General features: G+C 74.0%; 18 protein-coding genes. 7 read left to right on the top strand and 11 right to left on the bottom strand.

Annotated elements, in window-relative coordinates; all coding sequences use genetic code 11:
* Positions 1-162 precede the first annotated feature (162 nt).
* Positions 163-1,617 (top strand): protoporphyrinogen oxidase, encoded by a 1,455-nt coding sequence (gene hemG, locus ACWCPN_RS17140; RefSeq protein WP_451206591.1) that lies wholly within the window; start codon positions 163-165, stop codon positions 1,615-1,617.
* A gap of 4 nt (positions 1,618-1,621) precedes the next feature.
* Positions 1,622-2,353 carry a hydrogen peroxide-dependent heme synthase gene (hemQ, locus tag ACWCPN_RS17145; protein WP_451206594.1) on the top strand — a complete coding sequence of 244 codons (732 nt, stop codon included), beginning with the start codon at positions 1,622-1,624 and terminating at the stop codon, positions 2,351-2,353.
* 259 nt (positions 2,354-2,612) lie between these two features.
* Here hemQ and ACWCPN_RS17150 read toward each other — a convergent pair whose 3' ends face one another.
* From ACWCPN_RS17150 to zapE, 11 genes are all read right to left on the bottom strand, one after another.
* Entirely contained in the window at positions 2,613-4,253 is a 1,641-nt protein-coding gene (locus ACWCPN_RS17150) for an alpha/beta hydrolase (RefSeq protein WP_451206597.1), read from the bottom strand.
* A gap of 149 nt (positions 4,254-4,402) precedes the next feature.
* Positions 4,403-5,188, bottom strand: a complete 786-nt coding sequence (locus tag ACWCPN_RS17155; protein WP_451206600.1) for a TIGR04222 domain-containing membrane protein — start codon at positions 5,186-5,188, stop codon at positions 4,403-4,405.
* 96 nt (positions 5,189-5,284) lie between these two features.
* Positions 5,285-6,052, bottom strand: a complete 768-nt coding sequence (locus tag ACWCPN_RS17160; protein ID WP_451206603.1) for a DUF4142 domain-containing protein — start codon at positions 6,050-6,052, stop codon at positions 5,285-5,287.
* A gap of 94 nt (positions 6,053-6,146) precedes the next feature.
* Positions 6,147-7,457: a DUF692 domain-containing protein gene (locus ACWCPN_RS17165; protein WP_451206607.1), complete on the bottom strand. Its 1,311-nt coding sequence runs from the start codon at positions 7,455-7,457 to the stop codon at positions 6,147-6,149.
* Between the two features lie 100 nt (positions 7,458-7,557).
* Positions 7,558-8,277, bottom strand: a complete 720-nt coding sequence (locus ACWCPN_RS17170) for an aminoacyl-tRNA hydrolase (protein ID WP_451206610.1) — start codon at positions 8,275-8,277, stop codon at positions 7,558-7,560.
* 80 nt (positions 8,278-8,357) lie between these two features.
* A complete protein-coding gene (locus tag ACWCPN_RS17175) occupies positions 8,358-9,212 on the bottom strand; it encodes a polysaccharide deacetylase family protein (RefSeq protein WP_199212488.1) in 855 nt (284 codons plus the stop codon).
* A 120-nt stretch (positions 9,213-9,332) separates the two neighbouring features.
* Positions 9,333-10,160: a slipin family protein gene (locus ACWCPN_RS17180; RefSeq protein WP_451206613.1), complete on the bottom strand. Its 828-nt coding sequence runs from the start codon at positions 10,158-10,160 to the stop codon at positions 9,333-9,335.
* Between the two features lie 150 nt (positions 10,161-10,310).
* Positions 10,311-11,837 (bottom strand): SulP family inorganic anion transporter, encoded by a 1,527-nt coding sequence (locus ACWCPN_RS17185; RefSeq protein WP_392293392.1) that lies wholly within the window; start codon positions 11,835-11,837, stop codon positions 10,311-10,313.
* An 8-nt stretch (positions 11,838-11,845) separates the two neighbouring features.
* The gene (locus ACWCPN_RS17190) at positions 11,846-12,424 is read right to left on the bottom strand and encodes a carbonic anhydrase (RefSeq protein ID WP_451206616.1); all 579 of its coding nucleotides are present in this window, start codon (positions 12,422-12,424) and stop codon (positions 11,846-11,848) included.
* Between the two features lie 75 nt (positions 12,425-12,499).
* Positions 12,500-12,895: a hypothetical protein gene (locus ACWCPN_RS17195; protein ID WP_365127638.1), complete on the bottom strand. Its 396-nt coding sequence runs from the start codon at positions 12,893-12,895 to the stop codon at positions 12,500-12,502.
* A gap of 243 nt (positions 12,896-13,138) precedes the next feature.
* Positions 13,139-14,242, bottom strand: a complete 1,104-nt coding sequence (zapE, locus tag ACWCPN_RS17200) for a cell division protein ZapE (RefSeq protein ID WP_451206619.1) — start codon at positions 14,240-14,242, stop codon at positions 13,139-13,141.
* A 37-nt stretch (positions 14,243-14,279) separates the two neighbouring features.
* Between zapE and ACWCPN_RS17205 the strand changes: the two genes are divergently transcribed.
* The 5 genes from ACWCPN_RS17205 (at position 14,280) to ACWCPN_RS17225 (ending at position 18,497) form a co-directional block, all read left to right on the top strand.
* Complete coding sequence (locus tag ACWCPN_RS17205) at positions 14,280-15,053, top strand: pyrimidine reductase family protein (RefSeq protein ID WP_451206622.1); 774 nt, start codon at positions 14,280-14,282, stop codon at positions 15,051-15,053.
* Between the two features lie 162 nt (positions 15,054-15,215).
* Entirely contained in the window at positions 15,216-15,686 is a 471-nt protein-coding gene (locus tag ACWCPN_RS17210; RefSeq protein WP_451206625.1) for an indole-3-glycerol phosphate synthase, read from the top strand.
* A 102-nt stretch (positions 15,687-15,788) separates the two neighbouring features.
* Entirely contained in the window at positions 15,789-17,180 is a 1,392-nt protein-coding gene (gene murC, locus ACWCPN_RS17215; RefSeq protein ID WP_365127633.1) for a UDP-N-acetylmuramate--L-alanine ligase, read from the top strand.
* A gap of 14 nt (positions 17,181-17,194) precedes the next feature.
* The gene (msrB, locus tag ACWCPN_RS17220; protein ID WP_199212492.1) at positions 17,195-17,602 is read left to right on the top strand and encodes a peptide-methionine (R)-S-oxide reductase MsrB; all 408 of its coding nucleotides are present in this window, start codon (positions 17,195-17,197) and stop codon (positions 17,600-17,602) included.
* A 241-nt stretch (positions 17,603-17,843) separates the two neighbouring features.
* Positions 17,844-18,497, top strand: a complete 654-nt coding sequence (locus ACWCPN_RS17225) for an SLATT domain-containing protein (RefSeq protein WP_451206630.1) — start codon at positions 17,844-17,846, stop codon at positions 18,495-18,497.
* The last annotated feature ends 23 nt before the right edge of the window (positions 18,498-18,520 follow it).

Consider the following 18,520-nt stretch of genomic DNA (forward strand, 5'->3'; position numbering starts at 1 on the left):
CCGGGAACGGTGAGACACGACGGCGATGACCTCTGACGCTCCTTCGACGCCCGGGCGGCCCGGACCGTTGGGGCGTGCCGGTTCCGATGCGGTCACGGTCCGGACTCGTCCCGGACACCGGCCCGGGACGGGAGCGCCGGCGGGGTCTGAGAGAGTGGGGACATGAGCGCAACGGGTACGCATTCGGGGCATGTCGTCGTCGTAGGAGCCGGCATCTCGGGGCTGGCCGCGGCCCACCGGCTGCTGCGGCGAGGCGCCCGGGTGACCGTGCTGGAGGCCTCCGACCGGGTCGGCGGCAAGCTGCTCCCGGGCGAGATCGCGGGCGTCCGGGTGGACCTCGGTGCCGAGTCGATGCTGGCCCGCCGCCCCGAGGCGGTCGCCCTGGCCCGTGAGGTGGGCCTCGCCGAGCGGCTCCAGCCGCCGGCCACCGCGACCGCGTCGATCTGGACCCGCGGCGCGCTGCGCCCCATGCCCAAGGGGCATGTGATGGGCGTCCCCGGCACCGCCGCCGCCCTCGCCGGCGTGCTGTCCGACGAGGGCCTCGCCCGCATCGGGCGCGACGCCGTACTGCCCCGCACCGAGATCGGCGACGACGTGGCGGTCGGCGAGTACGTGGCGGCGCGGCTCGGCCGGGAGGTCGTCGACCGGCTGGTGGAACCGCTCCTGGGCGGGGTGTACGCGGGCGACGCGTACCGCATCTCGATGCGCTCGGCCGTCCCGCAGCTCTTCCGGGCCGCCCGCGCCCACGACTCCCTCACCGAGGCCGTGCGCGACATCCAGGCCAGGGCCGAGGCCGACCGGCGGACCGGGCCGGTGTTCATGGGCATCGAGGGCGGTGTGGGCCGGCTGCCGCTCGCGGTCGCCGAGTCGGTGCGCGCCCTCGGCGGTGACGTCCTCTGCCGCACCCCGGTGACCGGACTGCGCCGGGAGGCGTCCGGCCGCTGGCGGGTCACCGCGGGGGAGCGGGTGCTGGACGCCGACGCGGTGATCGTCGCCGTACCCGCCCCGGCCGCCGCCGCGCTGCTGAGCGCCGAGTCCCCGGAGGCCGCGGCCGAACTCGCCGCCGTCGAGTACGCCTCCATGGCCCTGATCACCCTCGCCTACCGCCGCACCGGCCTCGCCCTGCCCGAGGGCAGCGGCTTCCTGGTGCCGCCCGTAGACGGCCGCACCATCAAGGCGTCCACCTTCGCCTCCCGGAAGTGGGGCTGGATCGCCGACGAGGACCCGGACGTGGTCGTGCTGCGCACCTCGGTCGGACGGCACGGCGAGACCGAGGTGCTCCGGCGCGAGGACGCCGAGCTGGTCGACGTCTCGCGGCACGACCTGCGCGAGGCCACCGGCCTGGACGCCACGCCGCTGGAGACCCGCGTGACCCGCTGGACCGACGGGCTGCCCCAGTACCCGGTGGGCCACCACGCGCGCGTGGCCCGCGTCCGCGAGCACGTGGCCAGGCTGCCGGGCCTCGCGGTGTGCGGCGCGCAGTACGACGGCGTCGGCATCCCGGCCTGCGTCGCGAGCGCCCACGCGGCCGTCGACCAGCTCGCCGGCGACCTCGACGGTGTGCGCAAGCTGACGGCCGACCCGGTGCAGAGCCTGCACGGCGGAGCGGGAGAATAGGCACATGAGTGACGACGCCCCCACCACCGAGACCGGCAGGATCCCGAACAAGGGCAAGCTGGCCAAGGACCTCAACGAGGTCATCCGCTACACGCTGTGGTCCGTCTTCAAGCTGAAGGACGTGCTCCCGGAGGACCGCGCGGGCTACGCCGACGAGGTCCAGGAGCTGTTCGACCAGCTCGCCGCGAAGGACGTGACGGTCCGCGGCACCTACGACGTCTCCGGGCTGCGCGCCGACGCCGACGTGATGATCTGGTGGCACGCCGAGACCAGCGACCAGCTCCAGGAGGCGTACAACCTCTTTAGGCGCACCCGGCTCGGCCGCGCGCTGGAGCCGGTGTGGTCGAACATGGCGCTGCACCGCCCCGCCGAGTTCAACCGCTCGCACATCCCGGCGTTCCTCGCCGACGAGACGCCCCGCAACTACGTGAGCGTCTACCCCTTCGTGCGCTCCTACGACTGGTACCTGCTGCCCGACGAGGACCGCCGCCGCATGCTCGCCGACCACGGCAAGATGGCCCGCGGCTACCCGGACGTCCGCGCCAACACGGTCGCCTCGTTCTCGCTCGGCGACTACGAGTGGATGCTGGCCTTCGAGGCCGACGAGCTGTACCGCATCGTCGACCTCATGCGCCACCTGCGCGGCTCCGAGGCCCGCAGGCACGTCCGCGAGGAGGTCCCCTTCTTCACGGGCCGCCGCAAGGACGTCGCGGACCTGGTGGCGGGGCTGGCCTGAGTCCTCGGCCGAGGGTCCCGGGGGCGTCCCCCGGGAGACGCGGCACCGGGTGCCGCGAGGACGTCGCGGACCCGGTGGCCGGGCCTAGGGCCTGTCTGACAATTCGCGTCGTCGCTCGAAGGGCGGCCGCGCGGCGTCAGGTGCGTGCTCTCGGCGGGCCGGCTCCAGGGCCGCGTACTGGACGTACTTGGGTCTGGGGCCGGTGCGGCGAGAGTGCGTGCATGGCGTCGCGCGGCAGGCGGGAATTGTCAGACAGGCCCTAGGACGCCTTGCCCTTGAGGGCGTCCCGTTCGGTGCGCTTGGCGGCGGGGGAGGCCGGGGCCTCGGGCCTCGGCTCCGGGCGCGGCGCGCAGGCGGCGCGCCGCCCCGGAACGCGGCCTTCGAGCAGGTAGCCGTCCAGGTGGCCGTTCACGCACCTGTTGGGGCCGCCCCCGATGCCGTGCGTGCCGGCGTCCCGCTCGGTCACCAGCGCCGAGCCGGCCAGCCGCCGGCTCATCTCCAGCGCACCCGAGTACGGGGTGGCGGCGTCCCGTTCGGCGGCCAGGATCAGCACGGGCGGCAGCTCACCGGGGCCCGTCCGCACGTCCAGCGGCCGCTGCCGGGGGGCCGGCCAGTAGGCGCACGGCAGGTTCATCCACGCGTTGTCCCAGGTCTCGAACGGCGCGCTGCGCGCGAGCCGGGTGTTGTCGCGGTCCCACACCTTCCAGTCGGTCGGCCAGGGCGCGTCGTTGCACTCGACGGCGGTGTAGACCGCGCTCCCGTTCTCCGCCTCGGCGGCCGCCCCCGCGTCCGGTGCGGCCAGTTCGACCAGCGCCTTGGCGTCGCCCTTCAGATAGGCCGACAGCGCGGCGGCCCGGCCCGGCCAGAGGTCGTCGTAGTACCCGGCCTGGAGGAACGCGTTCTGCAGCTGGCCCGGCCCCACCCTGCCGCCCGCCGCCTTCCCCGCCAGCCGGCCGCGCGCGGTGTCGTAGCTGTCCTGCACCTTCGCGGGGGTGTCGCCGAGCCGGTACACGTCGTCGTGCCGGGCGACCCACTCCCGGAAGTCCGTCCAGCGGTCCTCGAACGCGGCGGACTGGTCCAGGTTGGCGCGGTACCAGACCTTCTGCGGGGACGGGTCCACCGCGGAGTCCAGCACCATCCGCCGGACGTGCGAGGGGAACAGCGTCGCGTACAGCGCGCCGAAGTACGTGCCGTACGACGCGCCCATGTACGTGAGCCGGTCCTCGCCCAGCGCCGCCCGCAGGACGTCCAGGTCACGGGCGTTGCTGAGCGAGTTGTAGTAGCGCAGCCCGCTTCCCGACCGCTCGGCGCAGCCGCGCGCGTACGCCTTCGCCCGGGCGATGCGCTGCCGCTTGTACCGCTCCGAGGGGTGGGCCGGCGACTCGGCGGGCGCGTGGAAGAAGAGCTTCGGCTCGACGCAGGACAGCGGCGCGGAGCGGCCCACCCCGCGCGGGGCGTAGCCGACGAGGTCGTACGCGGCGGCGATCCGCTGCCACGCGGGCAGGGTGCGGGCCATCGGGAAGTACATGCCGGAGGCGCCGGGGCCGCCCGGGTTGTAGACGAGTGCGCCCTGCCGGGGCACTTTCCGCTTGCTGTTGCGCGGGTCCTTCTGGGTGGCCCGGGCCCGGCTGACGGTCAGCTCGATCTGCCTGCCGCCGGGCCGCGCGTAGTCCAGCGGGACGCGCACCGTGCCGCACTCCAGGCTCCGCGGCGCGTCCCGCCCGTCGCACCGGGTGAACTCGATGCCGCTCTCGCGCGCCCGCTGGACGGCCACCGCGGTCCCGCGCGCCTCGGCAGCGCCCGGCGCGCCCGCCGCGCCCGCCGCGCCGTCGGCCGAGGCCGCCGCCAGGGCCGCGATCAGCAGGGATCCGGCGGCCGTGTACAGGGCGGCAGCTCTCATCGCGTAATCCCTCCGGTGCGCGGCGGCGATGGCACGGCTGCCACGGCCCGACGATCACACAAGGGATGTTTCGTTCGGCTCCCGGTGAAGGCAAGCACCGCACGGCGGTGTCGCCGGGAATGCCCCCGGTGCGCCCCCGAAGGGCGGTCTCACTCCCCCTGGGGCCGGTCGCGGTGGGCGAAGGCCGCGCGCAGCTCCGGTCCGCCGGCCGCCCGGATCCCCCGCACGGCGACGGAGGTCAGGAAGGACCGCTCGTCGCCCTCCCGGGTCTGCCGCCGGGGCAGGGCGCCGAGCAGCCGCTGTCCGGCGGGAGAGGCCCAGCGCGAGTACGGGTGCGCCTCGACCCGGGCGATGGCGAGACAGCTCAGGGTCAGCGTGAGGGGCAGCGCGAACCACAGCGCCACGACGAACCGCGGCATCCCCGTCTGAGCGGGCATCAGCAGGGCGGCCAGGGCCAGCGCGCACACGGCCAGTGCGGCGGCCCGCACCTGGCGGACACCGTCCGCCACCGTCGTCCGCGCGCCGTCCGGCACCGCGAGTCCGGAGCGCTCCAGTCCGTCGGCGAGCCGCCGTACGGCCTCCGCGCCGGCCGCGGCGGCCCGCACCGGCGCGATCCTCGACTGGCCCTCGGGCCCTATCGCCCCTATGACGGACCGTTCCATCTCGTCGCGGCCCCGCGGGTCCACCACCGTGGCCCAGCCGGTGTGCGCGAGCAGCAGCCGCCGCTGCCGGGCCATGGCGACCATGGTCACGTCGGCGACCCGCGCCGGCCCGCCGGACAGGAACGCCGCCTCGTACAGCGTCAGATCGTGCTCCCGGTCCGTGGGGACGCCCTCGGTGCCGAGGTCCGCCGAGCGGACCGCGGCCAGGCACAGCCGGGTGCACGCGATGCCCGCGAACGCCCAGGCCAGGAGCAGCAGAAGGACCCAGAACATGACGTGTTTCTATGCCAGGCGCCCCGGAAAGACCATGCCCGTTCCAGCATCCGGACCGAGTGTCGCCGGTACGTGACGTTCCGTTTGCCGCGCAGGTCAGGGGGCGTCTACGGGCAGCGGACTCGAGGCGGCGGGCGGCATGGAGTACGACTCGGACGGCGAGGGCGCGACCGGGACCGCGGAACCGGCGTCGGTGACCGGGGGCGTGGGCACGGGGGAAGGGGTGGTCGCGAGGTCCCGGGCCAGGGCGGAGAAGTCGACGTACCCGGTCGCCTCCAGGACCTTGATGTGGTCCAGCACGGTCGTGTTGGCGTCGTCGGCGAGGTCGCGGACCAGCGAGTTCTGGGTCCCCGCGCGGACCTCGGCGACCAGTGAGAACACCCGGCCGTGGGCCAGCCGCAGCAGGCCCGCGAACTGCCGGTCGAACTCCTGGCCGCGCGCGCCGCGCAGTGTGGCGAGCCACTGCTCCTGCTGGGCGTTGGGCTCGTCGGGCAGGGGCACGCCGAGCCGGGAGGCGACGGTGCGGTCGTGCGCGTCGAGCGAGGTGTGGCCGTCCACCAGATGCTGTCCCGCGTCGCGCACGGCCTGCGTGGTGCCCTTCTCCAGGGCCAGTTGCCCGGCCGGCAGTTCCCACAGCCCCGCCAGCCGGACCTTGGTCACGAAGTCCCTGTCCCGCTCGGACAGCGGACCGTAGGGCGTCGTCACGGTCCGCGCGCCGAGCACCTGCGCGCCGGCCGCGCCGCCCTGGCGGCCGTACGACCAGAGCGGGAAGAGCAGCGCCGCGGCGGTCGCCGCGAGGGCCGTGATGATGAGCCCGGTGCCGCTGAATATGCCTCGGCCCTTGACGGGGGGTCGCGGTCGCATGGTGCCTCCTGCACCGCACTCCGATGTGCTGGGTGCGGAGCTGGCATATTACTGCGGCGTCCGGGGCGACCGGTCACGGAGGCGGGCCGGCGGCTCAGGCCCCGCGCAGCAGCACCCGCGCCCGTGCCGCCAGCCCCCGGGGGCGGGGCGCCGGGCCCGCGCGGTGCAGCCACCACTCCCGCAGTTCACGCCGGGTCCCCGGGTCCCGGGGCCGGCCCAGCTTCAGCAGGTGCCCCGCGAAGTCCAGCGCGTCCCGGCGGTAGCCGCCGCTCATCGGCAGGCTCCGCGCGTACTCGAGGAACGCCTGCCGGTATCCGTCCCCGAGGATCACCGGGAGTTCGGGTGCCACCTTCGCCACCACGTCCGCCCGTTTCGCGGCGAGCGCCCGCGCCTGCACGCCCATCCGCGCCCGGTCGAACCCCTCCGGCACCGGCGTCCCGGCCACCAGCGAGGACAGCACCGCGGCCTGCGCGACTCCGAGCCGCTGCCGCACCCCGGCCCCGGCCGGAGCCGGCGCGGCCACCGCCGGATCACCGGCGGCCGGGCCGCCGGTGCCGCCCTGCTCCGCCGCACCGCGCGCCGCCCCCGCCGCCACGGCGGCCCGGACGGTGCCCAGCTCCCGCTCCAGTTCGGCCGGCTCGGGGAAGTTGTCGTCCCGCTCCAGCAGCACCCCGGGCGGCGCGACGCGGGACGCCAGCCCGGTCAGGATGTCGAGCACCGGACGCGGCACGGGGTGCGCGTGGCTGTCGTGCCAGACGCCGTCGCGTTCGAACCCGCCCGCGACGTGCACGTACGCGATGGCCTCCACCGGCAGTCCGGCGAGCGCCGCCGCCGGGTCCTCGCCCCGGTTGACGTGGTTGGTGTGCAGGTTGGCCACGTCGACGAGCAGCCGTACGCCGGTGCGTTCGACCAGTTCGGACAGGAACTGTCCCTCGGTCAGCTCCTCGCCCGGCCAGGAGAACAGCGCGGCGATGTTCTCCAGGGCGAGCGGCACGGGCAGCGCGTCCTGCGCGACGCGTACGTTCTCGCACAGCACGTCGAGCGCGTCCCGGGTGCGCGGCAGGGGCAGCAGGTGGCCCGCCTCCAGGGGCGGGGACGCGGTGAGCGCGCCGCCCGCCCGGACGAACGCGATGTGCTCGGTGACCAGGGGCGCGCCGAGCGCCGTCACCCGCTCGGCGAGCGCCGCCAGCCGTCCCGGATCGGGCCGTTCGGCCCCGCCCAGGCCGAGGGAGACGCCGTGCGGGACCACCGTCACGCCCCGCTCGCGCAGCCGCAGCAGCGACTGCGGGAGGTGGCCGGGGCAGACGTTCTCCGCCACCACCTCCACCCAGTCGACGCCCGGCATGGCCTCCACGGCGTCCGCGATCTCCGGCCGCCAGCCGATCCCCGTCCCCAGTCGCAGCATGCCCGCACCCCCTCCTCCGAATGACGGGGGTATGGCCCCGCCGGACGGGCCCGAACCCCGACCGGGCCGCGTTCAGAGCAACATTTGAGGTTCCCGGCGGCTACCGGCGCAGCGCGGGGTGGTCGGCGACGACCGTGCAGGAACCGGGGGCGATCTCCGTGAAGCCCGCGTCGCGGACCAGGGGGAGACCGCTGGTGGTCAGCCCGGGCCAGTCGCCGGGGGCGGCGGTGCGCACGGCCAGGGGGAAGCCCTCGTCGCGCCAGGTGCCGCGGGCCTCGGGGGACAGGGCCCACCAGGCGAGCTGGGCGCCGTGCCCGGCCTGGGCCATCGTCTTGCCCGCCGACATCTCCAGCTCCGGGTTGAGCCACAGCACCGGCCGGGTGCGGTCGGCGCCGGCCGGCGGTTCCGGATCGTCCAGTTCCGTGCCCGAGACCTGGAGTTTCGCCAGATCCTTGGGCCAGCCGTCCAGCGGGACCGGCGGGAAGACCCGTACCTCCGCGGTCCCGCCGGTCACCGTGATCCCGGGCAGTGCCTCGGCCCGCCGCCACTCGGCGCCCCGGGCCCGCCGCACGACCTTGCGGATCCGGGCGTCCTCCCAGTCCCGCACGGCCTGCGCCCACTCCCCGTCCCCGGCGGCCCGGCCGTCGCTCAGCAACAGCAGCACGGCGCGGGCGGCGGTCTCCAACGCGTCGGTACGGGCGGGCGGGGCGCTCTTCTCGATCCGCGCGACGAGCGGCAGCACGAACTGCGGCGCCGCGTCACGCGGGTTGCGCTCGGTCTGGAAGGGACTGTCACCGGGGGCGGCTGGGGCATGACTCACAAGGGCCCAGCTTACGAGCAGCCCGCCCGGGCCCGCGGCCGGGCCCGGCGCACCGCCCGCGGCTCAGCCCGAGGATGCGGTCACCGGTGCCCCTTGGTCTCGCCGATCAGTTCGGAGACCTTCACGAACCGGTAGCCCTGCCGGCGCAGCTCCGGGACGACCGCGCGGACCACGCGCTCGGTCGTGGGGGCGGCGCTGCGGGTGCAGTGCATGACGACCACCGAGCCCGGCTTCACGCCGTCCAGGACCTGCTGGACGACCGCGTCGGCGTCCGTGGCGAACGCGTCGCCGCTCACCACGTCCCACTGCACCGCGGTGACGCCGGTCGCGCTGAGCGCGCGCAGCGCCTTCTGGTCGTAACAGCCGCCCGGGAAACGGAAGTACGGCATCGGGTGCGACACACCCGCCGCGCGCAGGGAGGCGTACGCCCGCTCGACCTCCTTGCGCATGCCGGCCGAGCCGACCGTCGGCAGGCCGTAGCAGTCGCCGGTGAACGCGTAGTGGCTGTAGGAGTGGTTGGCGACCTCGAACTGCGGATCGTGGCCGAGGGTGCGGGCCTGGGCCGGGTACTGCTCGGCCCAGCGGCCGGTCATGAAGATCGTCGCCGGGACCTTCAGCAGGCGCAGGGTGCCGATGAGGTCCGGGTTGTCGAAGTGCTCGCCGGAGGCGGCACGGGGCCCCTCGTCGGCGGTCATGTCGGCGTCGAAGGTCAGCGCGACGGTCTTGCCGAGGTCACGCGGGCCGTGCTCGAACACCGGGGTCAGGCCGCCCGGACCGGGGGTCAGGGTCGGAGGCCGGGAGGCGGACGGGGAGGCGGAGGGGGCCGGGTTGGCGTGGGCCGGACGGGCGGGCCCGGGGCTGCCCGCGGTACCGCAGGCGGCGACGGCCGCGCCGAGGGCGCAGAGGGCGGTGAGACGGCGTAGAGATGCGATCACAGTATGAAAATAGGATTTATTGGACGGTTTTCAGTTCATATGACTAATGACGCTCCGGTGGAGTCACCCGGGCGGCGGGAGCCCCTCACAGGTCCCGCCGTCCCGTCCCGGCCGTGCCGCTCAGGTCTCCGGCTGACGCGGGGCCTGGCGCTGTCCCGCGTCCCCGTTGGGGGTGGGCAGTTGCCCGAGCTGATGGCCCCTCTCCAGGAAGTGCAGCAGCTCCACCGGGATGGGCAGCACCAGGGTGGAGTTCTTCTCCGCCGCCACCGCCATCACCGTCTGCAGCAGTCGCAGCTGGAGCGCGGCCGGGGTCTCGGACATCTGCTCCGCGGCCTCGGCGAGCTTCTTGGAGGCCTGCAGTTCGGCGTCCGCGTTGATGATCCGGGCCCGGCGCTCCCGGTCGGCCTCGGCCTGGCGGGCCATCGACCGCTTCATGGTGTCCGGCAGGGACACGTCCTTGATCTCCACGCGGTCGACCTGCACGCCCCAGCCGACGGCGGGGCTGTCGATCATCAGCTCCAGGCCCTGGTTGAGCTTCTCCCGGTTGGAGAGCAGATCGTCCAGGTCGCTCTTGCCGATGATCGAGCGCAGCGAGGTCTGCGCCATCTGGGACACCGCGAACTTGTAGTCCTCGACCTTCACCAGCGCGCTCGACGCGTCGACCACCCGGAAGTACACGACGGCGTCCACCCGCACGGTGACGTTGTCCCGGGTGATGCCCTCCTGTCCGGGGACCGGCATGGTCACGATCTGCATGTTGACCTTGTGCAGCCGGTCCACGAACGGGATCACCAGTGTCAGGCCCGGCTCGCGCACCTCGGCCATGACCCGCCCGAGCCGGAAGAGCACACCCCGCTCGTACTGCTTGACCACGCGCGCCGCCATCGCGAGGTAGACGACGCCGACGGATGCGGCGGCCGCGGCCGCCCCCAGCAGCTCCTGGAGCATGATGACCTCCTCACCGAGAGGCCTGCCTTTTGTCCGCTGCTGTAACCATATGCCCGCGTTCGGGTTGAATCCATGGGCCGGTCGGCCGGGACCCGGACCGGGGCGCCGAGGGGCGTCGGCACCCCGGCCCGGGGGCGGCGGCCCGCGGTGTCAGGCCGTGGGCGCCCCGGCCGGTTCGCCCGGCGCGGACCGGGCGGCCGGCAGGGCCGGCGCGGTGACCCGGACCGGCTCGGTGCCGGCCGCGCTGTGCCGCTCGGCCCAGTTCTCCAGTGCCTTGCGGCAGGCGTGGTCCAGATGGTGCAGGCCGGACAGGTCCAGCCGCACCGGACGGTCCTGGGGCAGCGACTCCAGGCTGTCGAGGATCTTCGGCAGCCGCAGAAAGGTCGCGTTGCCCGACAGGTGGGCCTCGACCGGGCCCGCGCCCTTGTCGACGACCTCCAGCCTGAGGTGCGAGGCCTCCCAGGCCGTCTTGACGACCGCCAGGGCGAGACCGATGAGCACGCCCTCGAACATGCTGACCGCCACGATCGACACCGCGGTGACGCCCAGGATCAGCGCCTCGCCCCGGTGCTCGCGCCACAGCGCGGCCAGCGCCCGGACCGGCACCAGCTTGGCGCCGGCGTGGATCAGGACACCGGCGAGGGCCGGGATCGGGATGAGGGCGAGCACGCCCGGCAGCAGCGCGGCGAACAGCAGCAGCCACACGCCGTGCAGCACCCGGGACGCCTTGGTGCGGGCGCCCGCCTGGACGTTGGCCGCGCTGCGCACGATCACCGCGGTCATCGGCAGCGCCCCGAGCAGCCCGCACACCGTGTTGCCGGCGCCCTGCGCGATCAGCTCCTTGTCGTACGCGGTGCGCGGCCCGTCGTGCAGCCGGTCCACGGCCGCCGCGCTGAACAGCGACTCGGCGGACGCGATCAGCGTGAACGCGACGATCGTGCCGAGCAGCCCGGGGCCCGCCAGTCCGGCGAACTCGCTCGGCGGCGGTGGCTGCACCGAGCCCAGCAGCCCCTTCACCTCGACGGTCGCCACCGGCAGGCCCAGTACGGCCGCGGCCGCCGTGGCCAGGCCGACCGCGGCGAGCGGACCGGGCACCGTACGCACCCGGGCCGGCGCCAGCCGCCACAGCACCAGCACCGCGACGGTGCCCGCGCACAGGGCGAGCGAGGCGAGCGCCGGTCCGTCGCCGAGGGCGTCCACGAACGCCCGGGGCAGCCCGGCCATCTTGCCCAGGCCCGAGTCGGGAGCCTTGGCCGCCATGGCCGGATACAGCTGGCCGGCTATCAGCACCAGCCCGATTCCGGCCAGCATGCCCTCGACCACGGAGACCGAGATGGCCCGGAAGTACCGGCCGAGCCGGAACGCGCCCATGAGCACCTGGAGCAGACCGGTGGCGAGCACGATCACGCCGAGCGCCGGCAGCCCGAACTCCTTGACCGCCTCGAAGACCAGCACGGTGAGTCCGGCGGCCGGCCCCGACACCTGCAGGCTGCTGCCGCGCATCAGCCCGGTGACGAGGCCGCCCACGATGCCGGTGACGAGTCCCAGCTCGGCCGGCGCCCCGGAGGCGACGGCCACGCCCACGCACAGCGGCAGCGCGACCAGGAAGACGACGAGGGAGGCGGCGAAGTCCTGCCGCAGATGGGGGAAACGGGATATGAGCGCCGAGTTCCTCATGGGCGCGCTCACAGGGCTTCGAAGGTGTCGGACTGCGGGCGGTGCGTCCGGACGGCGCCGGTGTGCACCTCGTAGTACCAGGCGTGCAGGCCGATCCGGCCCTCCGCCAGCCGCCGCTCGACGCACGGGTACGAGCGCAGCCGGAGCAGCTGGGTGAGGACATGGCTCTGGACGCCCTCGGCGACCTCCGGGTCCTCGGCGGCGCCGGCCGGGCGCGCGGCGGCGTGCGCCAGCCAGTCGCGGACGGCGGGTACGGCGCTCAGGTCGTCGCCGCGCACCAGCGCGCCGACGGCACCGCAGTGCGAGTGCCCGCAGACGACGATGTCGCGGACGCCGAGCACCTCGACGGCGTACTCGATGGTGGCGGCCTCACCGGTGGGCCGCTGCGAGGCGTAGGGCGGGACGATGTTGCCCGCGGTGCGCAGCTCGAACAGCTCGCCGGGGCGGGCGCCCGTGATCAGGGCCGGGACGACCCGGGAATCGGAGCAGGTGATGAACAGGACCTGCGGGGACTGGCCTTCGGCGAGCTCCGCGAACTCCTCAGGGCGCTGTCCGAACGTACGGGCGTTGTCGATGAGGGGCTGCATGTGTGTGGTCTCCTCCTGGCGCGCCGCACCGGCGCGTCGGGCTTGCACGACGGTCGTGGGGGGAAGAGCCGTTCCTCAGCGGCGGAAGACCTGAAGGGCCGCGGGGGAGTGGGCTCTGGAGGATCTCGTGGTGCGGTGGTGCGGGTCACCGGACGGGGCCGGTGACCGCGGGTCGGCCGTCTGCCGGGATATGAGCGGGTGTTCCCGCGCGCACCCGGCGGCGGGCGCGCGGTGCCGGTCCCGGGTGTGCGGGGTGCCGGTGGGTTCCTTCGGGCGGCCCGGCTCGCGGAACGGGTCCGCCTGCTCGGCGGATCGCTGCGCGGAGGACGTCATTCCGGTCCAGGCGTTGGCCTCTGCCTCACCGATGGTGTGCGCGGCTGCGAAGGTTCCCGCGGATGTGAAGAACTGGAGCGCGAGGAGGAGGGCGGTGAGGAAGGTGAGCGTGGTCCGGGTGGTCCTACCTCGGAACATGCGCCCCCCTTCCGCAACTTCACACCTCTTGTGCGCACCAACCATTGGTCAATGGTTGGTCAAGAAACACGTTAACCCCGCAAAGTCCTTTGCAGGGTTAACTGGGGGTTAAGCGCGCAAGAGAGCGTGAAAAGCGCGGGTCCGATGGCGCGAACCGGCTCTTGACCGGCCAGAGCCCGATCGAATATTGGGCAGGCCGCGCCGTGACGGATTATGTGATTACAGGGCTGGGTGGAGACGGGGCTACGAGGCGACGAGGCCCTTGGCGTCGCGGGCCAGCGCGGTGAGCCGGGATATCGCGCGGAAGTACTTCTTGCGGTAGCCCCCGTTCAGCATCTCCTCGCTGAACAGCCGGTCGAACGGCAGCCCCGAGGCCAGCACCGGGACCTCACGGTCGTACAGCCGGTCCGCCAGCACCACCAGCCGCAGCGCCGTCGACTGGTCCGGCACCGGCGTGACACCGGTGAGGCACACCGCGCCCAGTCCGTCCGTCAGCGCGCCGTACCGGCTCGGGTGCACCTTCGCCAGGTGCTCCAGCAGATGGGGGAAGTCGTCCAGCGAGGCGTCCGCCGTGGCGTACGCGGCCTTGGTGACCTGCTCGTCGGTGAACGGCGCCGGGGCCTCGGGCAGCCCCCGGTGGCGGTAGTCCTCGCCGTCGATCCGCAGGGCGCGGAAGTGGGCCGAGAGGCCCTGGATCTCGCGCAGGAAGTCGGCGGCGGCGAACCGGCCCTCGCCGAGCTTGCCGGGCAGCGTGTTGGAGGTGGCGGCGAGTGCCACGCCCGCCTCGACCAGCCTGCCGAGCAGCGTGGAGACCAGCACGGTGTCGCCCGGGTCGTCCAGCTCGAACTCGTCGATGCACAGCAGCCGGTGGTCGCTGAGGGTCTGCACCGTCTGCTGGAAGCCGAGGGCGCCGACCAGGTTGGTCAGCTCCACGAAGGTGCCGAACGCCTTGAGCGCGGGCTCGGCCGGGGTGGCGTGCCACAGGGAGGCGAGCAGATGGGTCTTGCCGACGCCGTAGCCGCCGTCCAGGTAGACCCCGCGGGGACCCGCCGGGGTCCTGGGGGCCTTGGACCGGCCGAAACCGAGGAAGCCCCGCTTGCCGGCGCCGGTGGCGTGCGCGCCGCCGAGCCCGGCCGCGAAGCCCTCCAGCGCCCGTACGGCCTCGGTCTGGCTGGGCTGGTTCGCATCCGGGATGTAGGTGGCGAAGCGCACCGAGTCGAACCGCGGCGGCGGCACCATCTCGGCGACCAGCCGGTCCGCGGGGACGTGCGGCTCGCGGGCGGTGAGGGACAGCGGGCCCGCGTCGGTCAGGGGGCTGGAGCCATGGGCTGCGGTGGAGGACGACACGGTTACCCATGCTAAGCGCCGTGTCACACTGCACGACATGCGACGCCTGTTCCCTGTGACCGACGAAACACCAGACCGGGCCCGGGAGTGGAGTCTCGCCGAGCTGGCCGCCGCCTACGCCTACCCGGAGCCCGCCGCCGGCGCCCCGCGGCCGTGGCTGCGGGCCAACATGGTCTCCACCCTCGACGGCGCCGCCCAGCACGAGGGGCGCTCGCAGCCCATCTCCAGCGCGGCCGACATGCGTGTCTTCGGCACCCTGCGCGCGCTCGCGGACGTGATCGTGGTCGGCGCGCAGACCGTACGGCAGGAGGGCTACCGGCCCGCACGCGCGCGTGCGGAGTTCGCGGCCGCCCGGCGGGCCGCCGGCCAGGGCCCGGCCCCGGCCGTCGCCGTCGTGTCCGCCGGCCTGGAGCTGGACTTCTCCCTGCCGCTGTTCACCTCGCCCCTGGTGCCGACCGTGATCCTCACCGGCGCCGCGGCGGCCCCGGACCGGGTCGCCGCGGCCGAGAAGGCCGGCGTCAGGGTGGTCGTCGCGGGTGAGGGCAGGGGCGTCGACCCCGCCCGCGCGGTGAGCGCCCTCGCCGGCCTCGGGTACACCCGGCTGCTCACCGAGGGCGGCCCCACGCTGCTCGGCCAGATGGTGGCCGCCGGAGTCCTGGACGAGCTGTGCCTGACCGTGTCGCCGATGCTCACCGCCGGGGACGCGCAGCGCATCGCCGGCGGGCCGTCCCTCTCCGCCCCGCGCCGCTTCGGCCTGGTGTCCCTGCTGGAGGAGGAGGGATTTCTGTTCAGCCGGTACCGCCGGTCCTGAAAGCGACGGAACACATCGTTCCGGTTTGCCTCGCGGCGGGCAGACTGGGGCTGTCCGGTGTGATCCACCGGACAGCCCCCAAGTCCGGTCTACCCGTGCGATCACGGGGCAGGATGGTTTCCGCAGGGCCCTGCCGGGCCCACGGGAGGAGAGAGGCGCCGGGTGTTCACTAGCGTTCTGATGATCGAGAAGGCCTTGTCGTCGGTCGACGTGGAGTTCGTCACCACCCTGCACGGGGACGAGCCGGTCTCGTTCCACGTGCTTCTCCAGCCGCGCGGAGACCAGGACCGCCTGCTGCGGGCCATCGACGACATCGCGCTCGGCGAACTGGACGACGCCGTCCGCGAGGGCAGGACGCCCGAGGGCGAGGCGGCGAAGGAACCAGCCGAGAAGGCGCTCGCGGTCTCCCTGCGGGCGCTGCGCGCCGCGGGCAGCGAGGCGCGGGGGCGGCTCGTCGAGGACCATCCGCTGGACGCGCTCAAGACCCTCGTCGGCGAGGTCGGCGCGGACGAGGTGATCGTGCTGACCGCGCCGCACTACGTGGAGGAGTTCTTCCACCGGGACTGGGCCTCCCGGGCCCGCCACAAGGTGGGCGTGCCGGTGCTGAAGCTCTTCGCGCACGGCGAGGAGTGACGCGGCGGCGGCCGGGGGCGCCGTGCCCGTTGCGAGGGAGGCCGGGCGCGAGCGCATAGGCTAGGCACGCTCAGCCCGTACCGGATCTTGGGAGAAACGCGCATGGCACCCGGACTTCCTGCCGCCATGGACCGACCGCACTTCATCGGCATCGGCGGCGCCGGGATGTCGGGGATCGCCAAGATCCTCGCCCAGCGCGGCGCCGAGGTGGCCGGCAGCGACGCCAAGGAGTCGGCGACCGCCGAGGCGCTGCGGGCCCTCGGCGCGACCGTGCACATCGGGCACGCCGCCGGGCACCTCGCCGAGGACGCGAGCTGTGTCGTGGTGTCGTCCGCGATCCGCGAGGACAACCCGGAGCTGGTGCGCGCCGCCGAGCTGGGCATCCCGGTGGTGCACCGCTCCGACGCGCTCGCCGCGCTGATGCGGGGGCTGCGGCCGATCGCCGTGGCCGGCACCCACGGCAAGACCACCACCACGTCCATGCTGGCCGTCTCCCTCGGCGAGCTGGGCCTGCGCCCGTCGTACGCCATCGGCGGCGACCTGGACGCCCCCGGCTCCAACGCGCTGCACGGCGAGGGCGACATCTTCGTCGCCGAGGCCGACGAATCGGACCGCAGCTTCCACAAGTACGCGCCCGAGGTCGCCATCGTCCTCAACGTCGAGCTGGACCACCACGCCAACTACGCCTCGATGGACGAGATCTACGAGTCCTTCGAGACCTTCGCCGGCCGCATCGTGCCCGGCGGCACGCTGGTGATCTCCGCCGACCACGAGGGTGCCCGCGAACTCACCCGGCGGCTGGCCGGCTCGGTGCGCTGCGTGACCTACGGCGAGGCCGAGGACGCGGACGTGCGGGTGCTCTCCATCGTCCCCCAGGGGCTGCGCAGCGAGGTGACCGCGGTGCTCGACGGGCAGGAGCTGACGTTCACCGTCTCCGTCCCCGGCCGGCACTACGCCCTCAACGCCGTCGCCGCGCTCACCGCGGGTGCCGCGCTCGGCGTCCCGGCCGCCGGTCTGGCGAACGCGCTCGCCGCGTACACCGGCGTCAAGCGGCGCCTGCAGCTCAAGGGCGAGGCGGCCGGGGCGCAGGTCATCGACTCCTACGCCCACCACCCGACGGAGATGACCGCCGACCTGGAGGCCATGCGCGCCGCCGCCGGTGACGCGCGCATCCTCGTCGTCTTCCAGCCGCACCTGTTCTCCCGCACCCAGGAGCTCGGCAAGGAGATGGGCCAGTCGCTGGCGCTCGCCGACGCCTCGGTCGTGCTGGACATCTACCCGGCCCGCGAGGACCCGATCCCCGGCGTGACCAGCGAGCTGATCATCGAGGCCGCGCGCGCGGCCGGCGCCGACGTCACCGCCGTGCACGACAAGGCGGAGATCCCCGCGGTGATCGCGGGAATGGCGAAGCCCGGTGATCTCGTTCTCACCATGGGCGCGGGCGACGTGACCGACCTGGGCCCGAAGATCCTGGACCGCCTGTCGCAGCAGTGAAGGGGCTGAGGCTCATGTCGTACAGCGTCGAGAAGCCGGACGAGCAGTGGCGGGCGGAGCTGACCCCGGCCGAGTACGCCGTACTGCGCCAGGCCGGCACCGAGCCGGCCTTCACCGGTGAGTACACCGACACCAAGACCGAGGGCGTCTACTCCTGCCGTGCCTGCGGCGCCGAACTGTTCACCTCGGACACCAAGTTCGCGTCGCACTGCGGCTGGCCGTCCTTCTACGACCCCAAGGACACCGACGCCGTCGAGCTGATCGAGGACCGCTCGCACGGCATGGTCCGCACCGAGGTGCGCTGCGCCCGCTGCGGCTCCCACCTCGGCCATGTCTTCGAGGGCGAGGGGTATCCGACCCCGACCGACCAGCGGTACTGCATCAACAGCGTCTCGCTGCGGCTGGCGCCCGACGAGGGCTGAGCGGCCCGCCGGGGGCCGACCCGTCCGGCCCGGGCCCACTGATCGGGCCCGGGCCGATGACGTGCCCGGGCCGACTGGTGCCGTTGCCCGGGCCGACTGGTGCCCTGTCCGGGCCCGCGGGCATCGTGCCCGGGGCCGCCGGTCAACGCCGTCCGCCGGAACTCACCCGCCGTGACCGGGGGCCGACCGGGTGCGGCCGTTTCCGCTACCCTGCTGGCAATACCCTGCTGAGGAGGGTGAGTTGACGGGGAGCACAGCGGCTGTCCGGCCGGGTGGTGGCCGGTCGGGCAGGAGGGATCTGCGGGGCAGGGACTTTCCGGCGCTCACCACCGGAACCCCGCACGAGCGGCTCGAGTCGGTCCAGTCGCTGCGCGCCTGGGCCGAGCAGGAGGCCGAGGACGCCATCGAGTGGTATCTGCGGGACAAGCGCCTCAAACGCCTCGGCTCCCGCCTCATCCGCGGTCTGATGATCGTCCTCGCGACGACCGGCACCGTCATCCCGCTGGCCGGCACCGCCACCGGCGCGGACATCCAGAGCTGGGGCTACGTCTTCCTGGCCGCCGCCGCGGGCTGCAAGGGCTTCGACTACTTCTTCGGCCTGTCCACGGCCTGGATGCGGGACATCACCGCGGCGCAGGCGCTGCGCGGCGAGCTGAACGAGTTCCGTCTGGCCTGGTCGGCCGAGCTGCTGCGGGACGTGACCGGCGTGCCGGAACACACCCTGATCGAGCGCAGGATGCTGCTGATCGGCGGACTCGCCGGCAAGCTCCGCACCCACCTGGAGTCCGAGACCGCCGACTGGACCGCCGAGTTCCGTGCCGGGCTCCAGCAGTTCCAGGACCAGGCCGCCGCGCTGCCCGCGCCGCGCGAGGCCGGTGCCGCCGCCGAACGCTGACCGCCCGACCCCGTCGAAGCCGC

The sequence above is a fragment of the Streptomyces sp. NPDC002386 genome, from assembly GCF_053593175.1.